Here is an 18468-nt window from a genome sequence, read left to right on the forward strand (position 1 = left end):
GCATGAGCGTTGCCGGCAAAATCTCCGCAGCCCCGACCCGTTTGACAGCGCGGTTCCGTGCCTTCAGGTGCGATCGGCGTGGCGTTGCCGCGGTCGAGTTCGCGCTCGTGCTGCCGCTCATGCTCATCATGTATCTCGGCATGGCCGTGACGACTATCGGCATCAGCATCGATCGTAAGCTGACCATCGCCTCGCGGGCGCTGGCCGATCTCACCGCCCAGCGCAGCCGCATCAGCGACAGCGAGAAGGACAACATTTTCGCGGCCGCGGCGGCGGTGATGGCGCCCTATTCTCCGGCCGCGGCGGAGCTTGCCCTCTTCAGCGTCTACATCGACAGCAAGGGGGCGGCGCGCGTGTGCTGGTCCGATGCCAACAAGGCCGGCATCGCGCCGGCGGCGGGGTCGGCCTACACCTTCCCCGCGTCGGCGGCGGATCTTGCCAGCAACGTCAGTTCTTCCGTCATCGTCGGCCAGGTGACCTACCCCTATTCCACCGGTCTTGCCGGCGTCTTCGAGATGCTGGGCCTGTTCGGCAATGTCTTCGACAACGGCGTCCTGCGCATGACGGAGACGACCTACATGCGCCCACGCTCGGTGGCGCAGGTCGCGCGCGACGGCCAGTCGACCTGCAAGGTGAGCTGAACGCGGACCCGCGCCGGCGACTTGTGCGCGCCGCCGCCGTGGCGCAGATTGCAGCCCGCGATTCAGCCTCAGGGAGCCAGCCGCACCATGATCGACCGTGAGGTCGCGACCAGGACGCGCATCACCACCGTCGTCTTCGACGTCGGCAACGTTCTGATTTCCTGGGATCCGCGCCACCTCTACCGCCGCATTTTCGACGGTGACGAGGAGCGGGTCGAGCGCTTCCTGGCGGAGGTCTGCACGCCGGAATGGAACCTGGAGCAGGATCGCGGCCGTTCCTTCGCCGAGGCAATTGCGGAACGCGTGGCGGCGTTCCCGCAGTGGCGGGCGGAGATCGAGGCCTATGACCGGCGCTGGGACGAGATGGTGCCGGGTGCCATCGAGGGCACGGTGCGCATCCTGGAGGCGTTGCGCGCCGCCGGTGTGCCGACCTATGCCATCACCAATTTCTCGGCCGAGAAGTTCGCCCTCGCGCGTGCGCGCTTTCCCTTCCTCGAGGGCTTCCTCGGCACCGTCGTCTCGGCGCAGGAGAAGCTGGTTAAGCCGGACGAGGCGATCTACCGCCTGTTCGTCGAGCGTTACGGCCTCACTGCCGCGGAGTGCCTCTTCATCGACGACAGCCCGGCCAATGTGGCGGCGGCCCGTGCCGTCGGCATGGCCGCGCACCATTTCACCGATCCTGTCCGCCTGGCGCAGGCCCTCAGGGCCGAGGGCCTGCCCGTGTGATACAGACGGTCAGATCGTCTGGTTGTACGTGCCGACTTCCGGGTTCTCGCGCAGCACCGTGTCGACGGCCTTGAACATCTCGCGCATGCGCGCTTCCGACACCGGGCTCTCGACGACGACGACGAGTTCCGGCTTGTTGGAGGAGGCGCGCACGAGACCCCAGGTGCCGTCCTCGGCGACGACGCGCACGCCGTTCACCGTGACGAGGTCCGCGATCTTCTGTCCGGCGACGGCCTCGCCCGCGTCCTTCATTGCGACAAAGCGCTTCACCACGCGCTCGACGACCTCGTACTTCACCTCGTCGGCGCAGTGGGGCGCCATGGTTGGCGAGCCCCAGGTCTTCGGCAGGTCGCGGTAGAGATCGGCCATCGACTTCGTCGGGTTGCGGTCCAGCATGTCGCAGACGGCGAGGGCCGTCAGGATGCCGTCGTCATAGCCGCGGCCGACCGGCTTGTTGAAGAAGAAGTGGCCCGACTTCTCGAAGCCAGCGAGCGCCGAAAGCTCGCTGACGCGGCGCTTGATGTAGCTGTGGCCGGTCTTCCAGTAATCCACCTTCACGCCATTCTTCTGCAGGGCGGGATCGGTGTTGAAGAGGCCGGTCGACTTCACGTCCACCACGAAGGTGGCACCGGGGTGGAGGTTCGACAGGTCGCGCGCGAGCATGACGCCGATCTTGTCGGCGAAGATCTCGTTGCCCTCGTTGTCGACGACGCCGCAGCGGTCGCCGTCGCCGTCGAAGCCGAGGCCGACGTCGGCGCCCGTCGCGCGCACCTTCTCCGCCATGGCATGAAGCATCTTCATGTCCTCGGGGTTGGGGTTGTAGCGCGGGAAGGTGTGGTCGAGCTCGGCATCGAGCGGGATCACCTCGCAGCCGATCGCCTCCAGCACCTTCGGCGCGAAGGCGCCGGCCGTGCCATTGCCGCACGCGGCGACGACCTTGATCTTGCGCGTCAGCTTCGGCCGGTCGGTGAGGTCGGCGATGTAGCGGGCGGGGAAGTTCTCGACGAATTCATAGGCGCCGCCGCCGGTGAGGTCGAAGCTTGCCGACAGCACGATGTCCTTGAGCCGGCCCATCTCCTCGGGGCCGAAAGTGACGGGGCGGCGCGCGCCCATCTTCACGCCCGTCCAGCCGTTGTCGTTGTGCGAGGCGGTGACCATGGCGACCGCTGGCACGTCGAGGTCGAACTGTGCGAAATAGGCCATCGGCGACAGAGCGAGGCCGATGTCCTTCACCCGGACGCCGGCGGCCATGAGGCCGGAGACGAGGGCATATTTGATGGCCGAGGAATAGCCGCGGAAGTCGTGCCCGGTCACGATCTCGGGCTTGACCCCCATCTCCTTGATGAGCGTGCCGAGGCCCATGCCCAGCGCCTGCACGCCCATGAGGTTGATTTCCTTCTGGAACAGCCAGCGGGCGTCATATTCGCGAAAGCCGGTCGGCTTCACCATCGGCAGCGATTCGTAGTCGTAGGTGTTCGGCGTCAGGGCCGGCAGAGGCTTCGGAAACATGGAGTTGGCTTCGTCCTTCTGATGGGCACTCGGGATAACGGGCTATGGCTCGGCTCCAAGCCTCGCCGCCAATGGCGGCGGAAGCTGGACCGAGGGGATCAACGTCGCTTTTGCCTCAAGGTTTCAACACCATCGTGTCGGCAGTGGTCTCGAAGCCGCCGAGGCGGGAGAGGAACGACATGCCGAGGAGCCCGCCGGTGGCGAGCGCCTCGCGCTTGAGGATGACGGCATCCACGTCGCGCACGACGATGCTTCCGAGCCGCACCTCGCGCAAGATGCTGCGAGCGCCCAGCGTCACACCGTTGGCGGTGTTCAGCCGGTGCCTGTAGTCGCTCGGGAAGGGGCGCATGCCGACGCGCGCCGCATCGTCCTCGTTGAGGACGACAAGGCTCGCGCCTGTGTCGACCAGCATGCGCACAGCGACGCCGTTGATGTGCGCCGCGGCCACGAAATGGCCGTTGCGGTCCTTGGTCAGGTGTTCGCTCGTGCCGCTCGCCGGCGATGGGGCAGGGATGTCGACGGCTGAGGCGGCCGCCTCCGTGTCGGCGGGTCCGCCCGGCCCCGAGAGGCGTCCGGCAAGATCGGCCGTGACGAACAGGGCGAGCGCGACCACGACGAGCGCCGCCGCCGTGGTTTTCACGATGAACCCCGTCATGCAGCCCTTCCTCGCGCGCGGCGACGTCCGGCGCCATCATGCGGGGCAAGCATGAACGGCGCGTGAACTGCCGGCGTGGACATCAGAACGACGTGCGCTGGCGGATGGCGGCCGAGAGCGTGCCCTCGTCGAGATAGTCGAGCTCGCCGCCGACAGGCACGCCATGGGCGAGGCGCGTGATCTTCACCGGCAGCTGCGAGAGGAGGTCGGTGATGTAATGGGCTGTCGTCTGGCCGTCGACGGTGGCGTTGAGGGCGAGGATGACTTCCTTGACCTCCGGCGCAGCGGCGCGCGCAACGAGCCCCTCGAGGTTCAGATCCTCCGGCCGCACGCCGTCGAGCGCCGAGAGCACGCCGCCGAGAACATGGTAGCGCGCGTTCATGACGGCCGCGCGCTCCAGCGCCCACAGGTCGGACACGTCCTCGACCACGATGAGGACGGAGGGGTCGCGCCGCGCATCGGCGCAGATGGCGCAGGGGTCGCTGGTGTCGACATTGCCGCAGCTGGAGCAGACGACGACGCGCTCGGCGGCGATGCGCACAGCCTCGGCGAGCGGCGCGAGCAATTGCTCGCGCTTCTTGATGAGATGCAGCGCCGCCCGCCGGGCCGAGCGGGGGCCGAGCCCGGGCAGGCGGGCGAGAAGTTGGATGAGACACTCGATCTCGGGTCCGACGGGTGAGGGCATTATTCTTACTGCAATTTTGTTTTCAGTTCCGCCCCTGCGAGTGAATGGCGGACAATCTGAAGTATAGCTTCTTGCGCGGCGCCTTTAAGCTCGTTCACCTTTTCGGCGGCGGCTGCTTCTTCCATCTTTCCGCTTGTAGCATCCAGTCCTGCCTGTCGCAGTACCTGGTCAAGGGAAATCTGTATATTCTTTGCCGTCTGAATCCTGTAAAACATCTCGTACAAAAAATATCGAACTTCTTCCCGTAATTTTTCGTCCGTTACAAAAATCATATGCTCCATATTTCTATTAAAAATCTGTATAGTTGTTTCTATTATGTCGATAATCTTGTACGATATAAATCCATTGATCTTATAAATATTGTCAAGCTCAATAGCCATGTCATGGACATATGATATTGTATATTTACAAAGCGTTCTCACGCTTAGGTCACGCTCACGTTGCTGTCTGGTGAACTGCCAACGCAAAGACCAATAGGCACCCGCAAGCGCAAATACGCCCGCCACGATACCTCCGAGAATTGCAGCAAGGCTCTGTTCTAGGAACACGAAATACCCCTCAGAACGGCAGCTTCATCCCGGGCGGCAGCGGCAGGCCCTTGGTCAGTTCGGCCATGCGCTCCTGGGCGAGGCGTTCGCCCTTCTGGCGCGCGTCGTTGCTGGCGGCGACGAGGAGGTCTTCGAGGATCTCCTTCTCGTCGGCGTTCATCAGGCTCGGGTCGATGCTAACGGCGCGGACTTCGCCCTTGGCGGTCATACGGATGGAGACCACGCCGCCGCCAGCCGTGCCCTCGACCTCGAGGTTGCCGAGCTCGGCCTGCATGTCGGCCATCTTCTGCTGCATGGCCTGCGCCTGCTTCATCAGGCCCATCAGGTCCTTCATGGTCGTGGCTCCCGCTCAAGCGATCAGAACATCGGGCGACCGGACGCCGGTCCGATCAGAAGTCATCGTCGATATAGAGCTCTTCGTCCGCCGGGGCGAGCCCTTCCTCCACGGGCGGCGGGGCGGCCTCCTCGGCCGTGATGTTGCGCACGTCGACGATCGCGGCGCCGGGAAAGCGCTGCATCACCGCCTGGACGAGCGGGTGGCCGGCGACGCCGCTGAGGCGCTCGGCAGCTTCCGCTTCCGCCTTCTCGTGCAGGGTCGGGGTGTCGGATTCGCGGGCGATGGAGACGACCCAGCGCCGACCCGTCCACTCCTGCAGGCGGCGCGAGAGGTCGCCGGCGAGCGTCTTGCTCGCCCCGTCGACGAGCGCAAATTCCACGTGCCCGTCCTCGAAATGGGCGAGGCGCACGTCGCGCTCCAGCGCGCGCTTCAGCCCGATGTCACGCCTTTCGCCGGCGAGCGCCACGAGGTCCTCGAAGCGGGCGAGCCGCATCTGCGGCACGGCGGGCTCCATGGCCGGGGCCGCGGCGGGCGCCCGGGCCAGGGCAGGGCCGCTCGCGGCCAGCATCGGGCGCGGGCTTTCGGTGCCGCTCATCGTCGCGCCGCCACCGGCGGGCCCGGCACCGCCGCTGCCCGCGGGCGCGGAGGCATTGCCCTCGCGCAGGAGGCGCAGCGCCTCGTCCGGCGTCGGCAGGTCGGCGGCATAGGCGAGGCGCACCAGCACCATCTCGGCGGCCGCGATGGGTCGGGGCGCCGCCTGCACCTCCGCGATGCCCTTTACCAGCATCTGCCAGGTGCGCGAGAGGATGCGCACCGAGAGCCGCGCCGCAAAGTCGGTGCCGCGCGTGCGCTCGACGTCCGTTATGGCGGCATCCTCACCCGCGGCCGGCACGAGCTTGAGGCGGGTGACGAAATGGGTGAAGCCGGCCAGGTCGGTGAGGATGACGGCGGGATCGGCACCGGCGTCATACTGGCTCTTCAACTCGCCGAGCGCGGCCGGCAGGTCGCCGCGCATCACATGCTCGAACAGGTCGATGATGCGGCCGCGGTCGGCGAGGCCCAGCATGGCGCGGACCTCCTCGACGCCGACGCGGCCCGCCCCGTGGGCGATGGCCTGGTCGAGCAACGAAAGCGAATCGCGCACCGAGCCCTCGGCGGCACGGGCCACCATGGCGAGGGCTTCCGGCTCGGCCTCCACCGCCTCGGCAGCGCAGATCCGCGTCAGATGCGCGACGAGCGTGCCCGCCTCGACGCGGCGCAGGTCGAAGCGCTGGCAGCGCGAGAGGATGGTGACGGGGACCTTGCGGATCTCCGTCGTCGCGAAGACGAACTTGGCGTGCGGCGGCGGCTCCTCCAGCGTCTTCAGGAAGGCGTTGAATGCCTTCTCCGAGAGCATGTGAACCTCGTCGATGATGTAGACCTTGTAGCGGGCCGAGACGGGGGCGTAGCGGATGCCGTCGATGATCTGACGCACATCGTCGATACCGGTGTGCGAGGCGGCGTCCATCTCCATCACGTCGACATGGCGCGATTCCATGATGGCTTCGCAGTGCACGCCGAGCTCGGGCATGTGGACGGTGGGGCCGGTGACGCCGGGGCGCTCGTAGTTGAGGGCGCGGGCGAGGATGCGCGCGGTCGTCGTCTTGCCGACGCCGCGCACGCCGGTCAGCATCCAGGCCTGCGGGATGCGGCCGGTCTCGAAGGCGTTGGAGAGCGTGCGCACCATCGCCTCCTGCCCGATGAGATCGGGGAAGGCGCGGGGGCGGTACTTGCGGGCGAGGACGCGGTAGGCGCCGGATTGTGGCGCGGGGGTCGGCTGCGGCAGGCCCGGCAGGGCAGGCGCATCGTCCGGTGCGCCGCTTTCGTCCGTCACGGTGTCGAAATCCGTCATCGGCCCCTTCACGCTGCGGCTCACGGGGAGCGTGGCCGCAACCAGGTGTCCGACGCCGTGGGCGACGTTCCGAGAGCGAGGCCAGATCCCGGTCTGATAGGTGGGAGGCTGAACGAAGACCCGCCCGTGCTCGTTAGGGCTGCTTCCTTCCGGACCTGACCCGGTTGGCGAGTGGAACGTCCAACGCCAACCTCCCGCCCCCTATATCGGGGATCGTGGCCGCTTGTGCAAGCTTCAAGCGGGAGCCGCTCCACAGCGCGGGGCGCGCGAATGCGCGCCCGCCCACTTTCGTCGTTGGCCGATCGCCGCGGCAGGCCTATAGATTGGGCAATTGCCGGACCGACCGGATGCGGACCTCCCCGACATGCCAGACAGCGCCACCGATGCCTTCCAGCTCGATGCACGCCTTGAGGCGGACACGCGCGCCATTGGCGAGCTTGGGCTGTCGCGTCTCCTCCTGATGAACGACAGCCGCTTTCCTTGGCTCATCCTCGTGCCGCGCCGGGCGCAGGCGCGCGAACTCGTCGATCTGTCGGAAGCGGACCACGCGGCGCTGAGCGCCGAGATTAGGCAGGTGTCGCAGGCGCTGCGCGATCTCGTGCCGACGGACAAGCTCAACGTGGCGGCGCTGGGCAACATGGTGCCGCAGCTGCATGTCCACGTGATCGCGCGTACGAGGGGCGATGCCGCCTGGCCGGGCCCGGTCTGGGGCGCCGGCCGTGCCGAGCCTTATGATGTCGCCGCGGCCGAGCGCCTCATGGCGGGACTGCGCGCCCGGCTTGGCCTATGACAGGAATGGAATGTATGGCCCGCAACATGTCCGACAACACGGCCTTACCGGCCGGCGAGATCTTTCCTGAACGGTCGGCGCGGATCGGCTTCTCCCGCAACCGTCTCGTCCGCCACTCCGAGCGGCGCGAGAAGGCGAGCGACATTGCAGCGATGATGGCGCTGCCCGAGGCGCGCTCCTTCGTCATCGCCGGAGACGTCCCGATCCTCAGGCGCGATGGCGAGGCCTTCACGCCCCGCTTCACCATGGCCGAGGCCGGGGCGCTCGCCCCGGTCGCCGAGACGGCCCTGCTCGGCACGCTCGACGGTACGCCGTTGTTCGCGACGCTGATCGCAACCGGCGAGGTGGAGCGGCTCAAGGAGACCGGCCTGTTCGCCATCGACCTGCGCTCCATCGCCGTGCAGGGTCTGTTGCCGCAGGACGAAATCGGCCCGCTCGGCGAAGGCAAGGCCCTGATGGATTGGCACCGCCGGCACGGCTTCTGCGCCAATTGCGGAGCGCGGACGGCGAGCGCCAGCGGCGGCTGGCGGCGGGATTGCGCCGCCTGCGGGGCCCAGCACTTTCCGCGCACCGACCCGGTCGTCATCATGCTGGCGGTTCGTGGAGACCGTTGTCTGCTCGGCCGGCAGGCGCGCTTCGCGCCCGGCATGTATTCCTGCCTCGCCGGCTTCGTGGAGCCGGGCGAGACGGTGGAGGACGCCGTGCGCCGCGAGACCATGGAGGAGGCAGGCATCCGCACCGGGAGGGTGCGCTACCTCGCCTCGCAACCCTGGCCGTTTCCGTCGTCGTTGATGGTCGGCTGCCTCGCCGAGGCCCTCGACGAGGATCTCGTGGTGGATGCGATCGAACTGGAGCACGCGCGCTGGTTCACGCGGGCGGAGGTCGGTGCCATGCTGCGCGGCGAGCACCCGGACGGGTTCACCGCCCCGCTGCCCTTCGCCATCGCGCACCACATCCTCAAGGCCTTCGTCGAGGAGGGCGAGAGCTTCTGAGCCGCCGATCAGCCGCCTGGCCGCAGTCGGGCGAGCGCATCGGCGGCGACGATGTCGGATGCCGCAAGGCCCGGTGCCGCCCGGCCGGCGCGGGAGAGTGCGACCGGCTCCTCGTGCCAGACGGCGAGATCGTTGAGATCGGGCCAGATGACCGCTATTTCCTCGAGCATCGTCTCGCCGGCGCAGGTGCTGCGCGTGCCGGCGACGGTGCCGCCCAGCGCGCGGGCGAAGGCCACCGCCGCCACGTTGTCGCGCGGAATCCAAAGGCCGGCGCTGGCATGACCAGAGGCCATGAGCGCATGGGCGAGGCCGCCCATCAGGCGTCCGCCGATGCCGCGGAACTGGAGCCGTCGGGCGACATAGGGGGGCGCGATCTCGGCTGCGGTGCCGAGGCTGCCGTCAGTCGCGGGACCCGCGGCGGCGAAGCCTACAATTGCGCCGGCCCGCTCGGCGACGAGCGCGGCGCGGCCGCTGCCGTCGCTGTCGAGCCCGACGAAGCGGATGCTGCGCTCGCCGACCGGCACGGTCTGGGTCGCGAGCACATAGTCGGACAGGATGCCGCGGTAGGTCTCCCGCCAAACGTCGATGACGAGACGACCGATGGCCTCGATGTCGGCCGGTGTGGCACGTCTGATGATGATCGACATGGCGCGGCTCCCTGATCTAGCGATTGGCGTGCAGCCTCGACCAGGAGAACGGCCACAAAAGGGCGACACTGGTACGACAACACGACTTTCGCTGAGCCGGCTGACGGGGCCAGCTTCATCTTGTTGCGGTACCATATCACGTTGCGGCAGGCCGCGCAGCACCGCGGCCCGCGGCTTCTACTCGGCCGCCTCGCGAATATTCTCGCGATAGGGATGGGCGGGGAAGACACCGAGAATGTTGAGCTCGCGCGAGAAGAAGCCGAGTTCCTCCAGTGCCAGCTTGAGCGACCTGTCATCCGGGTGGCCTTCGACCTCCGCATAGAACTGGGTGGCGAAGAAATGTCCCTCGATCATGTAGCTCTCGAGCTTCGTCATGTTGATGCCGTTGGTGGCGAAGCCGCCGAGCGCCTTGTAAAGCGCCGCCGGCACGTTGCGCACGCGGAAGACGAAGCTGGTGACAGCCTTTCCGTTGCCGGCTTCCGTCCACTGCGCCGTGCGCGACAGGATGACGAAACGGGTGGTGTTGTGGGCCTCGTCCTCGACGTCCTCCATGAGCGTGTCGAGGCCGTAGATCTCGCCGGCGAGCCGCGTGGCGAGCGAGGCCGAGGCGGGATCGTTCCATTCCGCGACCATGCGGGCCGATCCTGCCGTATCAGCCGCGACCACGGCCTTCAGACCGAGCTTGCGGATGATCTTGCGGCACTGGCCGAGCCCGTGCACGTGGCTGTAGACCGTCTTGATCGTGGCGAGCGTTGCTCCCTTCGGCGCGAGCAACTGGAAGTGGATGGGCAGGAAATATTCGCCGACGATGTGAAGGCCGGAGGTCGGCAGGAGGTGGTGGATGTCGGCGACGCGCCCGGCAATCGAGTTGTCGATCGGGATCATGCCGAGCTCCGCTCGCCCCTCCTGCACCGCGGCAAAGGCGTCCTCGAAGGTCGCGCAGGGCAGGGGTTCCCAGTCGGGATAGACGTCCTTGCAGGCAATGTGCGAATTGGCGCCGGGCTCGCCCTGATAGGCGATGATCTTCTTGGCCATTGGGGAAGTCCTCGCGGATAAAAGGTCAGCGGCGCGGCGCGAGCATGGCGCGGGCGCGTTCGAGATCGTGCGGCGTGTCGACGCCGAGTGGCACGTCGTCCACGACGACGATGTCGATGCGCATTCCGGCTTCGATCGCCCGCAGCTGCTCGAGCCGCTCGCGGCGCTCCAGCGGCGAGGGTGGCAGGGCGACAAAGCGCGCGAGCGCGGCACGGCGATAGGTATAGAGGCCGATGTGATGCAGCAGCGGCCCTTCGCCGTAGGGTGCGGTGGCGCGGGTGAAGTAGAGCGCGCGCAGGTGCCTTGGCGCGATCTCGCTGCCGATGGCCTTGACCACACTCGGTTCCGTCCGCTCCTCCTCGCGGGTGATGACCGCGGCAAGCGTCGCGATGTCGACGGCGGGGTCGGCGAGGGGGCGCGCCGAGGCCACGATGACGCGCGGATCGATGGTTGGCAGGTCACCCTGCACGTTGACAACGATGTCGTGCCGGCCATCGGGGTCGAGGCGCTCGAGAGCCTCGTAAATCCGGTCCGAGCCCGACTGGTGGTCCGAGCGCGTCATCACCGCGCGTCCGCCGGCTTTCGTGACGGCCTCGGCGATCGCGGGCGTGTCGGTTGCCACGGCGACCGGGCCGATGCCCGCTTCCTCGGCCCGCCGCAAGACGTGCACGATCATCGGCTCCCCGTGGATGTCCGCGAGGGGCTTATCCGGCAGGCGTGTCGCGGCGAGGCGGGCGGGGATGAGGACGATGGGATCGGGCATGTCGGCGTTTCGCTGGTCGTTCTCGTTGCGGCCGCCGGATATCCGCGGGGAGCGGCCGGTGCGCCGGGCGCTTATAGCAGGCGCTGCGCCGTCCGTCCTCCCCGACGCGCGGTGGACAATTGCGCGCGCGAGGGCGGTGCGACGACATAACCGCACGCGCCTTATTGCCAAGCGCCCGCCAAAGCGGGTAATCATCCGCCGCCGCAGGGGGCTCGCCCCGTGCGGCGCCTTGCCTTTGCCGACACCTCGTCCGTAGCGACGGACCGGAGCTGCCGACCGATGGATTCCTTCGAGCTCAACAAGATCGCGGGCGCCGTGCTGGGCACCCTTCTGTTTGTCATGGGCCTCAATATCGTGGCGGGTATCGTCTTTGCCCCGCACCGGCCCGCAGTGCCCGGCTACGACCTGCCTTCGGCCGAGGAAGCGACCGCGGGTGGCGGCGAGGCCACACCCCAGACGCCGACGGTGCCGCTGCCCGAACTCCTGGCGAAGGCCGACCCGGCCCGCGGTGAGAAGGCGGTTGCCAAGTGCAAGGCCTGCCACACCTTCGAGAAGGGTGGCCCCAACAAGGTCGGCCCGCACCTTTGGGACGTCGTTGACCGGCAGATCGCGGAAGTGTCGGACTTCAGCTACTCTGCCACACTCAAGGAACACGGCGCCAACGGCGAGAAGTGGACCTTTGAGCACCTCAACGAGTTCATCGCCAACCCGCGCGGCTATATGAAGGGCACGATCATGGCCTTCGCCGGCGTTGCCAAGCCGGAAGAGCGGGCGGATATCCTCGCCTACCTGCGCACCCTCTCCGACAACCCGGCGCCACTGCCGGCAGAGTGAGAGGGATATCCGGGACAGTTGAAACGGCCGGGCCATTAGCCCGGCCGAATCGTTTCTGGACGCCGCGCCGGCGCTTCTCCCGCCACACAATTTCGACAACCGGGGTTCCGCTGACCCTGCCGGCCGTCTTAGTGTGCCGATCATCGCGCCCGTCAAAAGCAGGGGCGCGCAGGAGGCTGGCCGCCTGGTCCGTTGATCGGCGCACCCGGCTTCGTGACGTAGGAGACGAGACACGTGAACGGACCGCTGTTCGACCCGACGCGCTTTTCTTTCACCCGGCGCGCCCTGCTCGCGGCGGGCGGCGCGACGGCCGCCGGACTGTTCATGCCGCGCATGGGGCTGGCCGACGAGGCCGAGGTGCACGGCCTGTCCGCCTTCGGCGACCTCGCCTATCCGCCGGACTTCAAGCACTTCAGCTACGTTAACCCAAACGCGCCGAAGGGTGGCACGCTCTCGCTGCAGATCAAGCAGGCGGGCGGCAACCAGAATTTCGACACCTTCAACACCCTCAACATCTTCGTGCTGCGCGGCGACGGCGCGGCGGGGATGGACCTGACCTACGACACGCTGATGGCCGGCTCGGGTGACGAGCCCGATGCACTCTACGGCCTCGTGGCGCGTGCCGTGCGCATCTCGCCGGATGAACTGACCTACCGCTTCGTGCTGCGGCCTGAAGCGCGCTTTCACGACGGCTCGCGTATCACGGCCGAGGACGTCGCCTTCTCGCTCGATACCCTCAAGACCAAGGGGCATCCGAACTACCGCGCCATTCTCACGGAAGTCGTCGGCGCGGAGGTGGAGCGCGAGGATGTCGTTGCCATCCGCCTGTCGCCGCAGCGCAGCCGCGACCTGCACCTCGTCGTGGCGAGCCTGCCCGTCTTTTCCAGGGCCTACTGGAACGGGCGCGACTTCGAGGCGACGACGCTCGAGGCGCCGCTCGGCTCCGGTCCCTACCGGGTCGGGCGCTTCGAGGTTGGCCGCTTCATAGAGTTCGAGCGGGTGGAGGACTATTGGGCGCGCGATCTGCCGGTGAATGTCGGCGGCAACAATTTCGGCCGCATCCGCTACGAGTATTTCCGCGACCGGCAGGTGGCCTTCGAGGCCTTCAAGTCCGGCGCCTTCAATTACCATGAGGAATATACGGCCCGCATCTGGGCGACGGGATACGACTTCCCCGCCGTGCGTGAAGGCCGTGTCAAGCGCGAGGAGATCCCGACGCGCTCGGCCGTGCCGACGCAGGGCTGGTACTTCAACACGCGCCGCGCCCAGTTCCGCGACCCGCGCGTGCGCGAGGCGATCGGCCTCGCCTTCGATTTCGAATGGACGAACAAGAACATCATGTATTCGGCCTACAAGCGGCTGACCTCCTTCTTCGAGGCCTCGGAGATGAAGGCGACGGGCATGCCATCGCCGGAGGAACTGGCGCTCCTCGAGCCGTTCCGGACCGATCTACCGGAGGAGGTCTTCGGCGAGCCCTACGTGCCGCCGGTGTCCGACGGCTCCGGCAGCGACCGCGCCCTGCTGCGGCGGGCGGATGAGCTCCTGCGCGATGCGGGCTGCAAGCGCGAGGGGCGGCGGCTTCTCTTGCCGGATGGGCAGCCCTTCACCATCGAATTCCTCGACTTCCAGCCGACGCTGCAGCCGCACACCCAGCCCTTCCAGGAGAACCTGCAGCGGCTCGGCATCGAGGCGCGCTCGCGCATCGTCGATGCGGCCCAGTACCGGCGACGCATGGACGAATTCGACTTCGACATGGCGAGCATGGCACTGACCGGTAGCCTGACGCCCGGCGACAGCATGCGCGTCGTCTACGGCTCGGAGGCGGCGAAGACGCCAGGTTCGCGGAACGTCGCCGGCATCGCGAACCCTGCCATCGACGCGCTCATCGAGCGCATCGGCCGGGCCAAGACGCGCGCGGAGCTCACCATCGCCTGCCGGGCGCTGGACCGTGTCCTCAGGGCCGGCCGCTACTGGGTGCCGATGTGGTACAAGGACCAGACACTCGTCGCCTACTGGGATGTCTTCTCGCGGCCGGACAAGACGCCGAAATACGGCTCGGGCGCGCCGGGCACGTGGTGGTACGACACGACGAAGGCAAGGCGGATCGGCGTCGAGCGATGAATATGTCGGACGAATTTAGAGGCGTTGCCGGCTTGCCGCGAACGATCCTGAAGATCGAAGCGCTGCTGACCTGGGGGGCTGCGACATTCGCGTTCTCCCTCACCGGGGCTCCCTGGTGGCTCTATGCGGCGCTCTTCTTCGTGCCGGACGTCAGTTTCCTTGGCTATCTGGCCGGTGCGCGGATCGGGGCAATCGCCTACAATGCTCTTCACTCGCATATCGCGCCCGTTCTGCTCGCCGCGGTCGGGTTTGCGCTGGGGGCACAGGAGGTGCTTGCGGTGGCTGCGATCTGGGTCGCCCACATCGGTTTCGACAGGACGCTCGGCTACGGGCTGAAATACGCAAGCGGCTTTTGCGATACACATCTCGGCCCGGTCGGCAGAAAGGCGGTGGCGTCGTAAATGCTGGCCTACGCGCTGCGACGCATTCTCCTCATGGTGCCGACGCTGTTCGGCATCATGCTCGTCTCCTTCGTCATCGTGCAGTTCGCACCGGGCGGCCCGGTGGAGCGGGTGCTCGCACAGATCCAGGGCACCGACGCCGGCGCCACGGCCCGCTTCGCAGGCGGCGGCGCGGGGGATGCTGGCCAGTCGCGCTATCGCGGCGCGCAGGGGCTCGACCCGGCCTTCATCAAGGAGCTCGAGCGGCAGTTCGGCTTCGACAAGCCGGCGCCCGAGCGCTTCGCCAAGATGATGGTGGACTACGCCACCTTCGATTTCGGCCGCAGCTACTTCCGCGACATCGCCGTCGTCGACCTTATCGCCGAAAAGCTGCCCGTGTCGATCTCGCTCGGGCTGTGGATGATGCTGATCTCCTATGCCATTTCGATTCCGCTCGGCATCGCCAAGGCGGTGCGCGACGGCGAGCGCTTCGACACCTGGACCTCGGCCGTCGTCGTCGTCGGCTATGCCATCCCGAGCTTTCTCTTCGCCATCCTGCTCATCGTGCTCCTTGCCGGTGGCTCCTTCTGGCAGCTCTTCCCGCTCAGGGGGCTGACCTCGGACAACTGGCGCGACTTGTCGCTCATGGCCAAGGTCGGCGACTATCTGTGGCACATCGCGCTGCCAGTGCTGGCGCTCACGCTCGGCGCCTTCGCGACGACGACACTGCTGACCAAGAACTCCTTTCTCGAGGAGATCCGCAAGCACTACGTGCTGACGGCGCGGATGAAGGGCCTGTCGGAGCGGCAAGTGCTCTACGGGCACGTCTTCCGCAACGCCATGCTGATCGTGGTCTCGGGCTTTCCGGGCGCTTTCATCGGTGCCTTCTTCACCGGCTCGCTGCTGATCGAGACCATCTTCTCGCTCGACGGACTGGGGCTCCTGTCCTTCGAGGCCATCGTCAACCGCGACTATCCCGTCGTCTTCGCCAATCTTTACATCTTTGCCCTCATCGGCCTTCTCGTGAATCTCCTCTCCGACCTCACCTACATGTGGATCGATCCGCGCATCGATTTCGAGACGCGCGAGGTGTGACGTGGCCGAGACCTCGACCCTCACGAAGCCCGAGAAGACGGCCAAGCTCGCCCCGCCGCTGCCGCGCCGAGGGGTTTTGCGCCTGTCGCCGATCAACGCCCGTCGTCTCGCCAATTTCCGGGCGAACCGGCGCGGCCACTGGTCGTTCTGGATCTTTCTCGCGCTCTTCGTTCTCAGCCTTTTCGCCGAGTTCATCGCCAATGACCGGCCGATTCTCGTCTCCTACAAGGGCGAGTTCCTGATGCCGGTGCTCATCGACTATCCGGAGGAGAAGTTCGGCGGCTTCCTCGCCGTCACCGACTACCGCGACCCCGCCATCGCCTCAGAGATTGCCGAGAACGGCTGGTCCCTGTGGCCGCCGATCCGCTTCTCCTACAACACGCACAACCGCAACCTGCCGGTGCCGGCGCCCTCGCCGCCGACGTGGCTGCTCAGCGACGCCGAGTGCCGCCCCTCCGCCGAGCGCGTCGGCGGCAGCACCTGCGCCGACATCGAATGGAATTGGCTCGGCACCGACGACCAGGGCCGCGACGTCGTGGCGCGGCTCATCTACGGCTTCCGCATCTCCGTCCTCTTCGGCCTGACCCTGACTGTCGTCTCCTCGCTGATCGGCGTCGCGGCGGGCGCGGTGCAGGGTTATTTCGGCGGCTGGATCGACCTCCTCTTCCAGCGGCTGATCGAAATCTGGACGGCGATCCCGGCGCTCTATCTCCTCATCATCATCTCGGCCGTCATCACGCCGGGCTTCTTCGTGCTGCTCGGCATCCTGCTGCTGTTCTCGTGGGTGGCGCTCGTCGGTGTGGTGCGGGCCGAATTCTTGCGTGCGCGCAATTTCGAATATGTGCGCGCCGCCCGGGCACTCGGCCTGCCGAACGGGACCATCATGCTCCGCCACCTCCTGCCGAATGCCATGGTGGCGACGCTGACCTTCCTGCCCTTCATCCTCAACGGCTCGATCACGACACTGACGTCGCTCGACTTCCTCGGCTTCGGCCTGCCGCCGGGCTCGCCGTCACTCGGGGAACTGCTGGCGCAGGGCAAGAACCACCTCGAGGCGCCGTGGCTCGGCCTCACCGGCTTCTTCGTCATCGCCATCATGCTGTCGCTGCTGATCTTCGTCGGCGAAGCGGTGCGCGATGCCTTCGACCCGCGAAAGACCTTCGGTTGAGCCATGACTGCCCCCCTCCTTTCCGTCCAGGACCTGTCCGTCGCCTTCCGCCAGGCGGAGCAGGAGACGCTGGCCGTCGACCGCGTGTCCTTCGACGTCGCGCCGGGCGAGACGGTGGCCATCGTCGGGGAATCCGGCTCGGGCAAGACCGTGACGGCCCTGTCGGTGCTGAAGCTGCTGCCCTATCCGGCCGCGCGTCATCCGTCCGGGCAGGTGCTGTTCAAGGGGCGGGACCTCATCGCGGCGAGCGAGGCGGAGATGCGGGCCGTGCGCGGCAATGACATCACCATGGTCTTCCAGGAGCCGATGACCTCGCTCAATCCGCTCCACACCATCGAGCGGCAGATCGGCGAGATCCTCAGGCTGCACCGCGGCATGAGCGGGCAAGCCGCCCGCGCCCGCACGCTCGAGCTGCTCGAGCTCGTCGGCATCGCGTCGGCCGGCGAGCGGCTCGAAGCCTATCCGCACCAGCTCTCGGGCGGCCAGCGCCAGCGCGTCATGATCGCCATGGCGCTCGCCAACGAGCCGGACCTGCTCATCGCCGACGAGCCGACGACGGCGCTCGATGTCACGGTGCAGGCGCAGATCCTCGCCCTGCTCGCCGAACTCAAGGCACGGCTCGGCATGGCGCTGCTCTTCATCACCCATGATCTCGGCATCGTGCGCCGTATCGCCGACCGGGTCTGCGTGATGACGGAGGGGCGTATCGTCGAGACCGGCCCGGTGGAAGCGGTCTTCACGCGGCCGCAGCACGCTTATACGCGCAAGTTGCTCGCGGCCGAGCCGAAGGGCGAGCCGCGGCCGGTGGCCAAGACGGCGCCCGTGGTCGTCGAGGCCGGGCCGCTCAGGGTGTGGTTTCCCATCAAGAAAGGGCTGCTCAGGCGAACGGTCGGCCACGTCAAGGCGGTCGACGGCATCTCGCTGTCCATCCGCGCCGGCGAGACGCTCGGCGTCGTCGGCGAATCGGGCTCCGGCAAGACGACGCTCGGGCTTGCGCTCCTCAGGCTCATCGCCAGCCAGGGGCCCGTGGTCTTCCTCGGCCGGAACATCGACGGCCTCAGGCAGAAGGAGATTCGACCGCTGCGCAAGGACCTGCAGGTGGTCTTCCAGGATCCCTACGGGTCGCTGAGCCCGCGTCTGTCCGTCGCCGAGATCGTGGGTGAGGGGCTCGACGTGCAGAAGCCGGGCCTGTCCTACGATGAGCGGCGCGAGATCGTTGCCCGTGCGCTCGCCGATGTCGGGCTCGACCCGGTGGCGATGGACCGCTACCCGCACGAGTTCTCCGGCGGCCAGCGCCAGCGCATCGCCATCGCGCGCACCATGGCGCTCGACCCGAAGTTCGTCGTGCTCGACGAGCCGACCTCGGCGCTCGACATGTCGGTGCAGGCGCAGATCGTCGATCTGCTGCGCAAGCTGCAGGCCGAGCGGGACCTCGCCTACATGTTCATCTCGCACGACCTCAAGGTGGTGCGGGCGCTCGCCAATGCGCTCATCGTGATGAAGGACGGTGTCGTCGTGGAAGAGGGGCCCGCGGAGACGATCTTCGCGGCTCCGAAGCACGAATACACGCGCAGGCTCTTCGCCGCGGCCTTCGCGCGAGCCGCAGAGGCGACCTGAAACAATCTGCAAAGTTAAATGACTTCGCAGGCTG

19 protein-coding genes and 1 other RNA gene are annotated in these 18468 nt (G+C 67.2%); 10 read left to right on the forward strand and 10 right to left on the reverse strand.

Annotation, left to right across the window (positions count from 1 at the left end):
* The first annotated feature begins 2 nt into the window (after window positions 1-2).
* A complete protein-coding gene (locus P2T65_RS14535; RefSeq protein WP_055460162.1) occupies window positions 3-641 on the forward strand; it encodes a TadE/TadG family type IV pilus assembly protein in 639 nt (212 codons plus the stop codon).
* Between the two features lie 87 nt (window positions 642-728).
* Complete coding sequence (locus P2T65_RS14540) at window positions 729-1367, forward strand: HAD family phosphatase (protein WP_055460163.1); 639 nt, start codon at window positions 729-731, stop codon at window positions 1365-1367.
* A 9-nt stretch (window positions 1368-1376) separates the two neighbouring features.
* On the opposite strand, the gene P2T65_RS14545 is transcribed toward P2T65_RS14540, so the two are convergent.
* The 7 genes from P2T65_RS14545 to ffs all read right to left on the reverse strand — a co-directional run bounded on the left by P2T65_RS14545 (window position 1377) and on the right by ffs (window position 7189).
* Window positions 1377-2876, reverse strand: a complete 1500-nt coding sequence (locus tag P2T65_RS14545; RefSeq protein ID WP_063189818.1) for a phosphomannomutase/phosphoglucomutase — start codon at window positions 2874-2876, stop codon at window positions 1377-1379.
* Between the two features lie 115 nt (window positions 2877-2991).
* Window positions 2992-3531, reverse strand: a complete 540-nt coding sequence (locus P2T65_RS14550) for a TIGR02281 family clan AA aspartic protease (RefSeq protein WP_055460165.1) — start codon at window positions 3529-3531, stop codon at window positions 2992-2994.
* A gap of 82 nt (window positions 3532-3613) precedes the next feature.
* Window positions 3614-4216, reverse strand: a complete 603-nt coding sequence (gene recR, locus P2T65_RS14555) for a recombination mediator RecR (protein WP_276200061.1) — start codon at window positions 4214-4216, stop codon at window positions 3614-3616.
* A 5-nt stretch (window positions 4217-4221) separates the two neighbouring features.
* Window positions 4222-4722: a hypothetical protein gene (locus P2T65_RS14560; protein WP_276200062.1), complete on the reverse strand. Its 501-nt coding sequence runs from the start codon at window positions 4720-4722 to the stop codon at window positions 4222-4224.
* Between the two features lie 52 nt (window positions 4723-4774).
* A complete protein-coding gene (locus P2T65_RS14565; protein WP_055460167.1) occupies window positions 4775-5098 on the reverse strand; it encodes a YbaB/EbfC family nucleoid-associated protein in 324 nt (107 codons plus the stop codon).
* Between the two features lie 55 nt (window positions 5099-5153).
* Complete coding sequence (locus P2T65_RS14570; RefSeq protein WP_276200063.1) at window positions 5154-6992, reverse strand: DNA polymerase III subunit gamma/tau; 1839 nt, start codon at window positions 6990-6992, stop codon at window positions 5154-5156.
* Window positions 6993-7090: 98 nt separating this feature from the next.
* Window positions 7091-7189: signal recognition particle sRNA small type (gene ffs, locus P2T65_RS14575), an RNA gene on the reverse strand.
* A gap of 167 nt (window positions 7190-7356) precedes the next feature.
* On the opposite strand from ffs, the gene P2T65_RS14580 reads away from it, so the two are divergent.
* Both P2T65_RS14580 and nudC read left to right on the forward strand, forming a co-directional pair.
* Complete coding sequence (locus P2T65_RS14580; protein ID WP_071924292.1) at window positions 7357-7782, forward strand: HIT family protein; 426 nt, start codon at window positions 7357-7359, stop codon at window positions 7780-7782.
* A 14-nt stretch (window positions 7783-7796) separates the two neighbouring features.
* Window positions 7797-8774 (forward strand): NAD(+) diphosphatase, encoded by a 978-nt coding sequence (nudC, locus tag P2T65_RS14585; protein ID WP_276200064.1) that lies wholly within the window; start codon window positions 7797-7799, stop codon window positions 8772-8774.
* Between the two features lie 8 nt (window positions 8775-8782).
* Here nudC and P2T65_RS14590 read toward each other — a convergent pair whose 3' ends face one another.
* The 3 genes from P2T65_RS14590 to P2T65_RS14600 all read right to left on the reverse strand — a co-directional run bounded on the left by P2T65_RS14590 (window position 8783) and on the right by P2T65_RS14600 (window position 11219).
* The gene (locus P2T65_RS14590; RefSeq protein ID WP_055460169.1) at window positions 8783-9421 is read right to left on the reverse strand and encodes a GNAT family N-acetyltransferase; all 639 of its coding nucleotides are present in this window, start codon (window positions 9419-9421) and stop codon (window positions 8783-8785) included.
* Window positions 9422-9598: 177 nt separating this feature from the next.
* The gene (locus P2T65_RS14595; RefSeq protein WP_055460170.1) at window positions 9599-10456 is read right to left on the reverse strand and encodes a prephenate dehydratase; all 858 of its coding nucleotides are present in this window, start codon (window positions 10454-10456) and stop codon (window positions 9599-9601) included.
* Window positions 10457-10481: 25 nt separating this feature from the next.
* The gene (locus tag P2T65_RS14600; RefSeq protein ID WP_055460171.1) at window positions 10482-11219 is read right to left on the reverse strand and encodes a 3-deoxy-manno-octulosonate cytidylyltransferase; all 738 of its coding nucleotides are present in this window, start codon (window positions 11217-11219) and stop codon (window positions 10482-10484) included.
* Between the two features lie 279 nt (window positions 11220-11498).
* On the opposite strand from P2T65_RS14600, the gene P2T65_RS14605 reads away from it, so the two are divergent.
* The 6 genes from P2T65_RS14605 to P2T65_RS14630 all read left to right on the forward strand — a co-directional run bounded on the left by P2T65_RS14605 (window position 11499) and on the right by P2T65_RS14630 (window position 18434).
* A complete protein-coding gene (locus tag P2T65_RS14605) occupies window positions 11499-12053 on the forward strand; it encodes a cytochrome c family protein (RefSeq protein ID WP_055460172.1) in 555 nt (184 codons plus the stop codon).
* 324 nt (window positions 12054-12377) lie between these two features.
* Entirely contained in the window at window positions 12378-14174 is a 1797-nt protein-coding gene (locus P2T65_RS14610) for an extracellular solute-binding protein (protein WP_276200093.1), read from the forward strand.
* Window positions 14175-14176: 2 nt separating this feature from the next.
* The gene (locus P2T65_RS14615) at window positions 14177-14575 is read left to right on the forward strand and encodes a DUF4260 domain-containing protein (protein WP_245280580.1); all 399 of its coding nucleotides are present in this window, start codon (window positions 14177-14179) and stop codon (window positions 14573-14575) included.
* Complete coding sequence (locus P2T65_RS14620) at window positions 14576-15649, forward strand: microcin C ABC transporter permease YejB (protein WP_276200065.1); 1074 nt, start codon at window positions 14576-14578, stop codon at window positions 15647-15649. It begins immediately after the preceding gene.
* Between the two features lie 58 nt (window positions 15650-15707).
* Entirely contained in the window at window positions 15708-16817 is a 1110-nt protein-coding gene (locus tag P2T65_RS14625; protein ID WP_245280587.1) for an ABC transporter permease, read from the forward strand.
* A 3-nt stretch (window positions 16818-16820) separates the two neighbouring features.
* Window positions 16821-18434 (forward strand): ABC transporter ATP-binding protein, encoded by a 1614-nt coding sequence (locus P2T65_RS14630; protein WP_055460177.1) that lies wholly within the window; start codon window positions 16821-16823, stop codon window positions 18432-18434.
* Window positions 18435-18468: the final 34 nt, after the last annotated feature.

The organism is Chelatococcus sp. XZ-Ab1 (assembly GCF_029309855.1).
Lineage (GTDB): Bacteria > Pseudomonadota > Alphaproteobacteria > Rhizobiales > Beijerinckiaceae > Chelatococcus_A > Chelatococcus_A sambhunathii.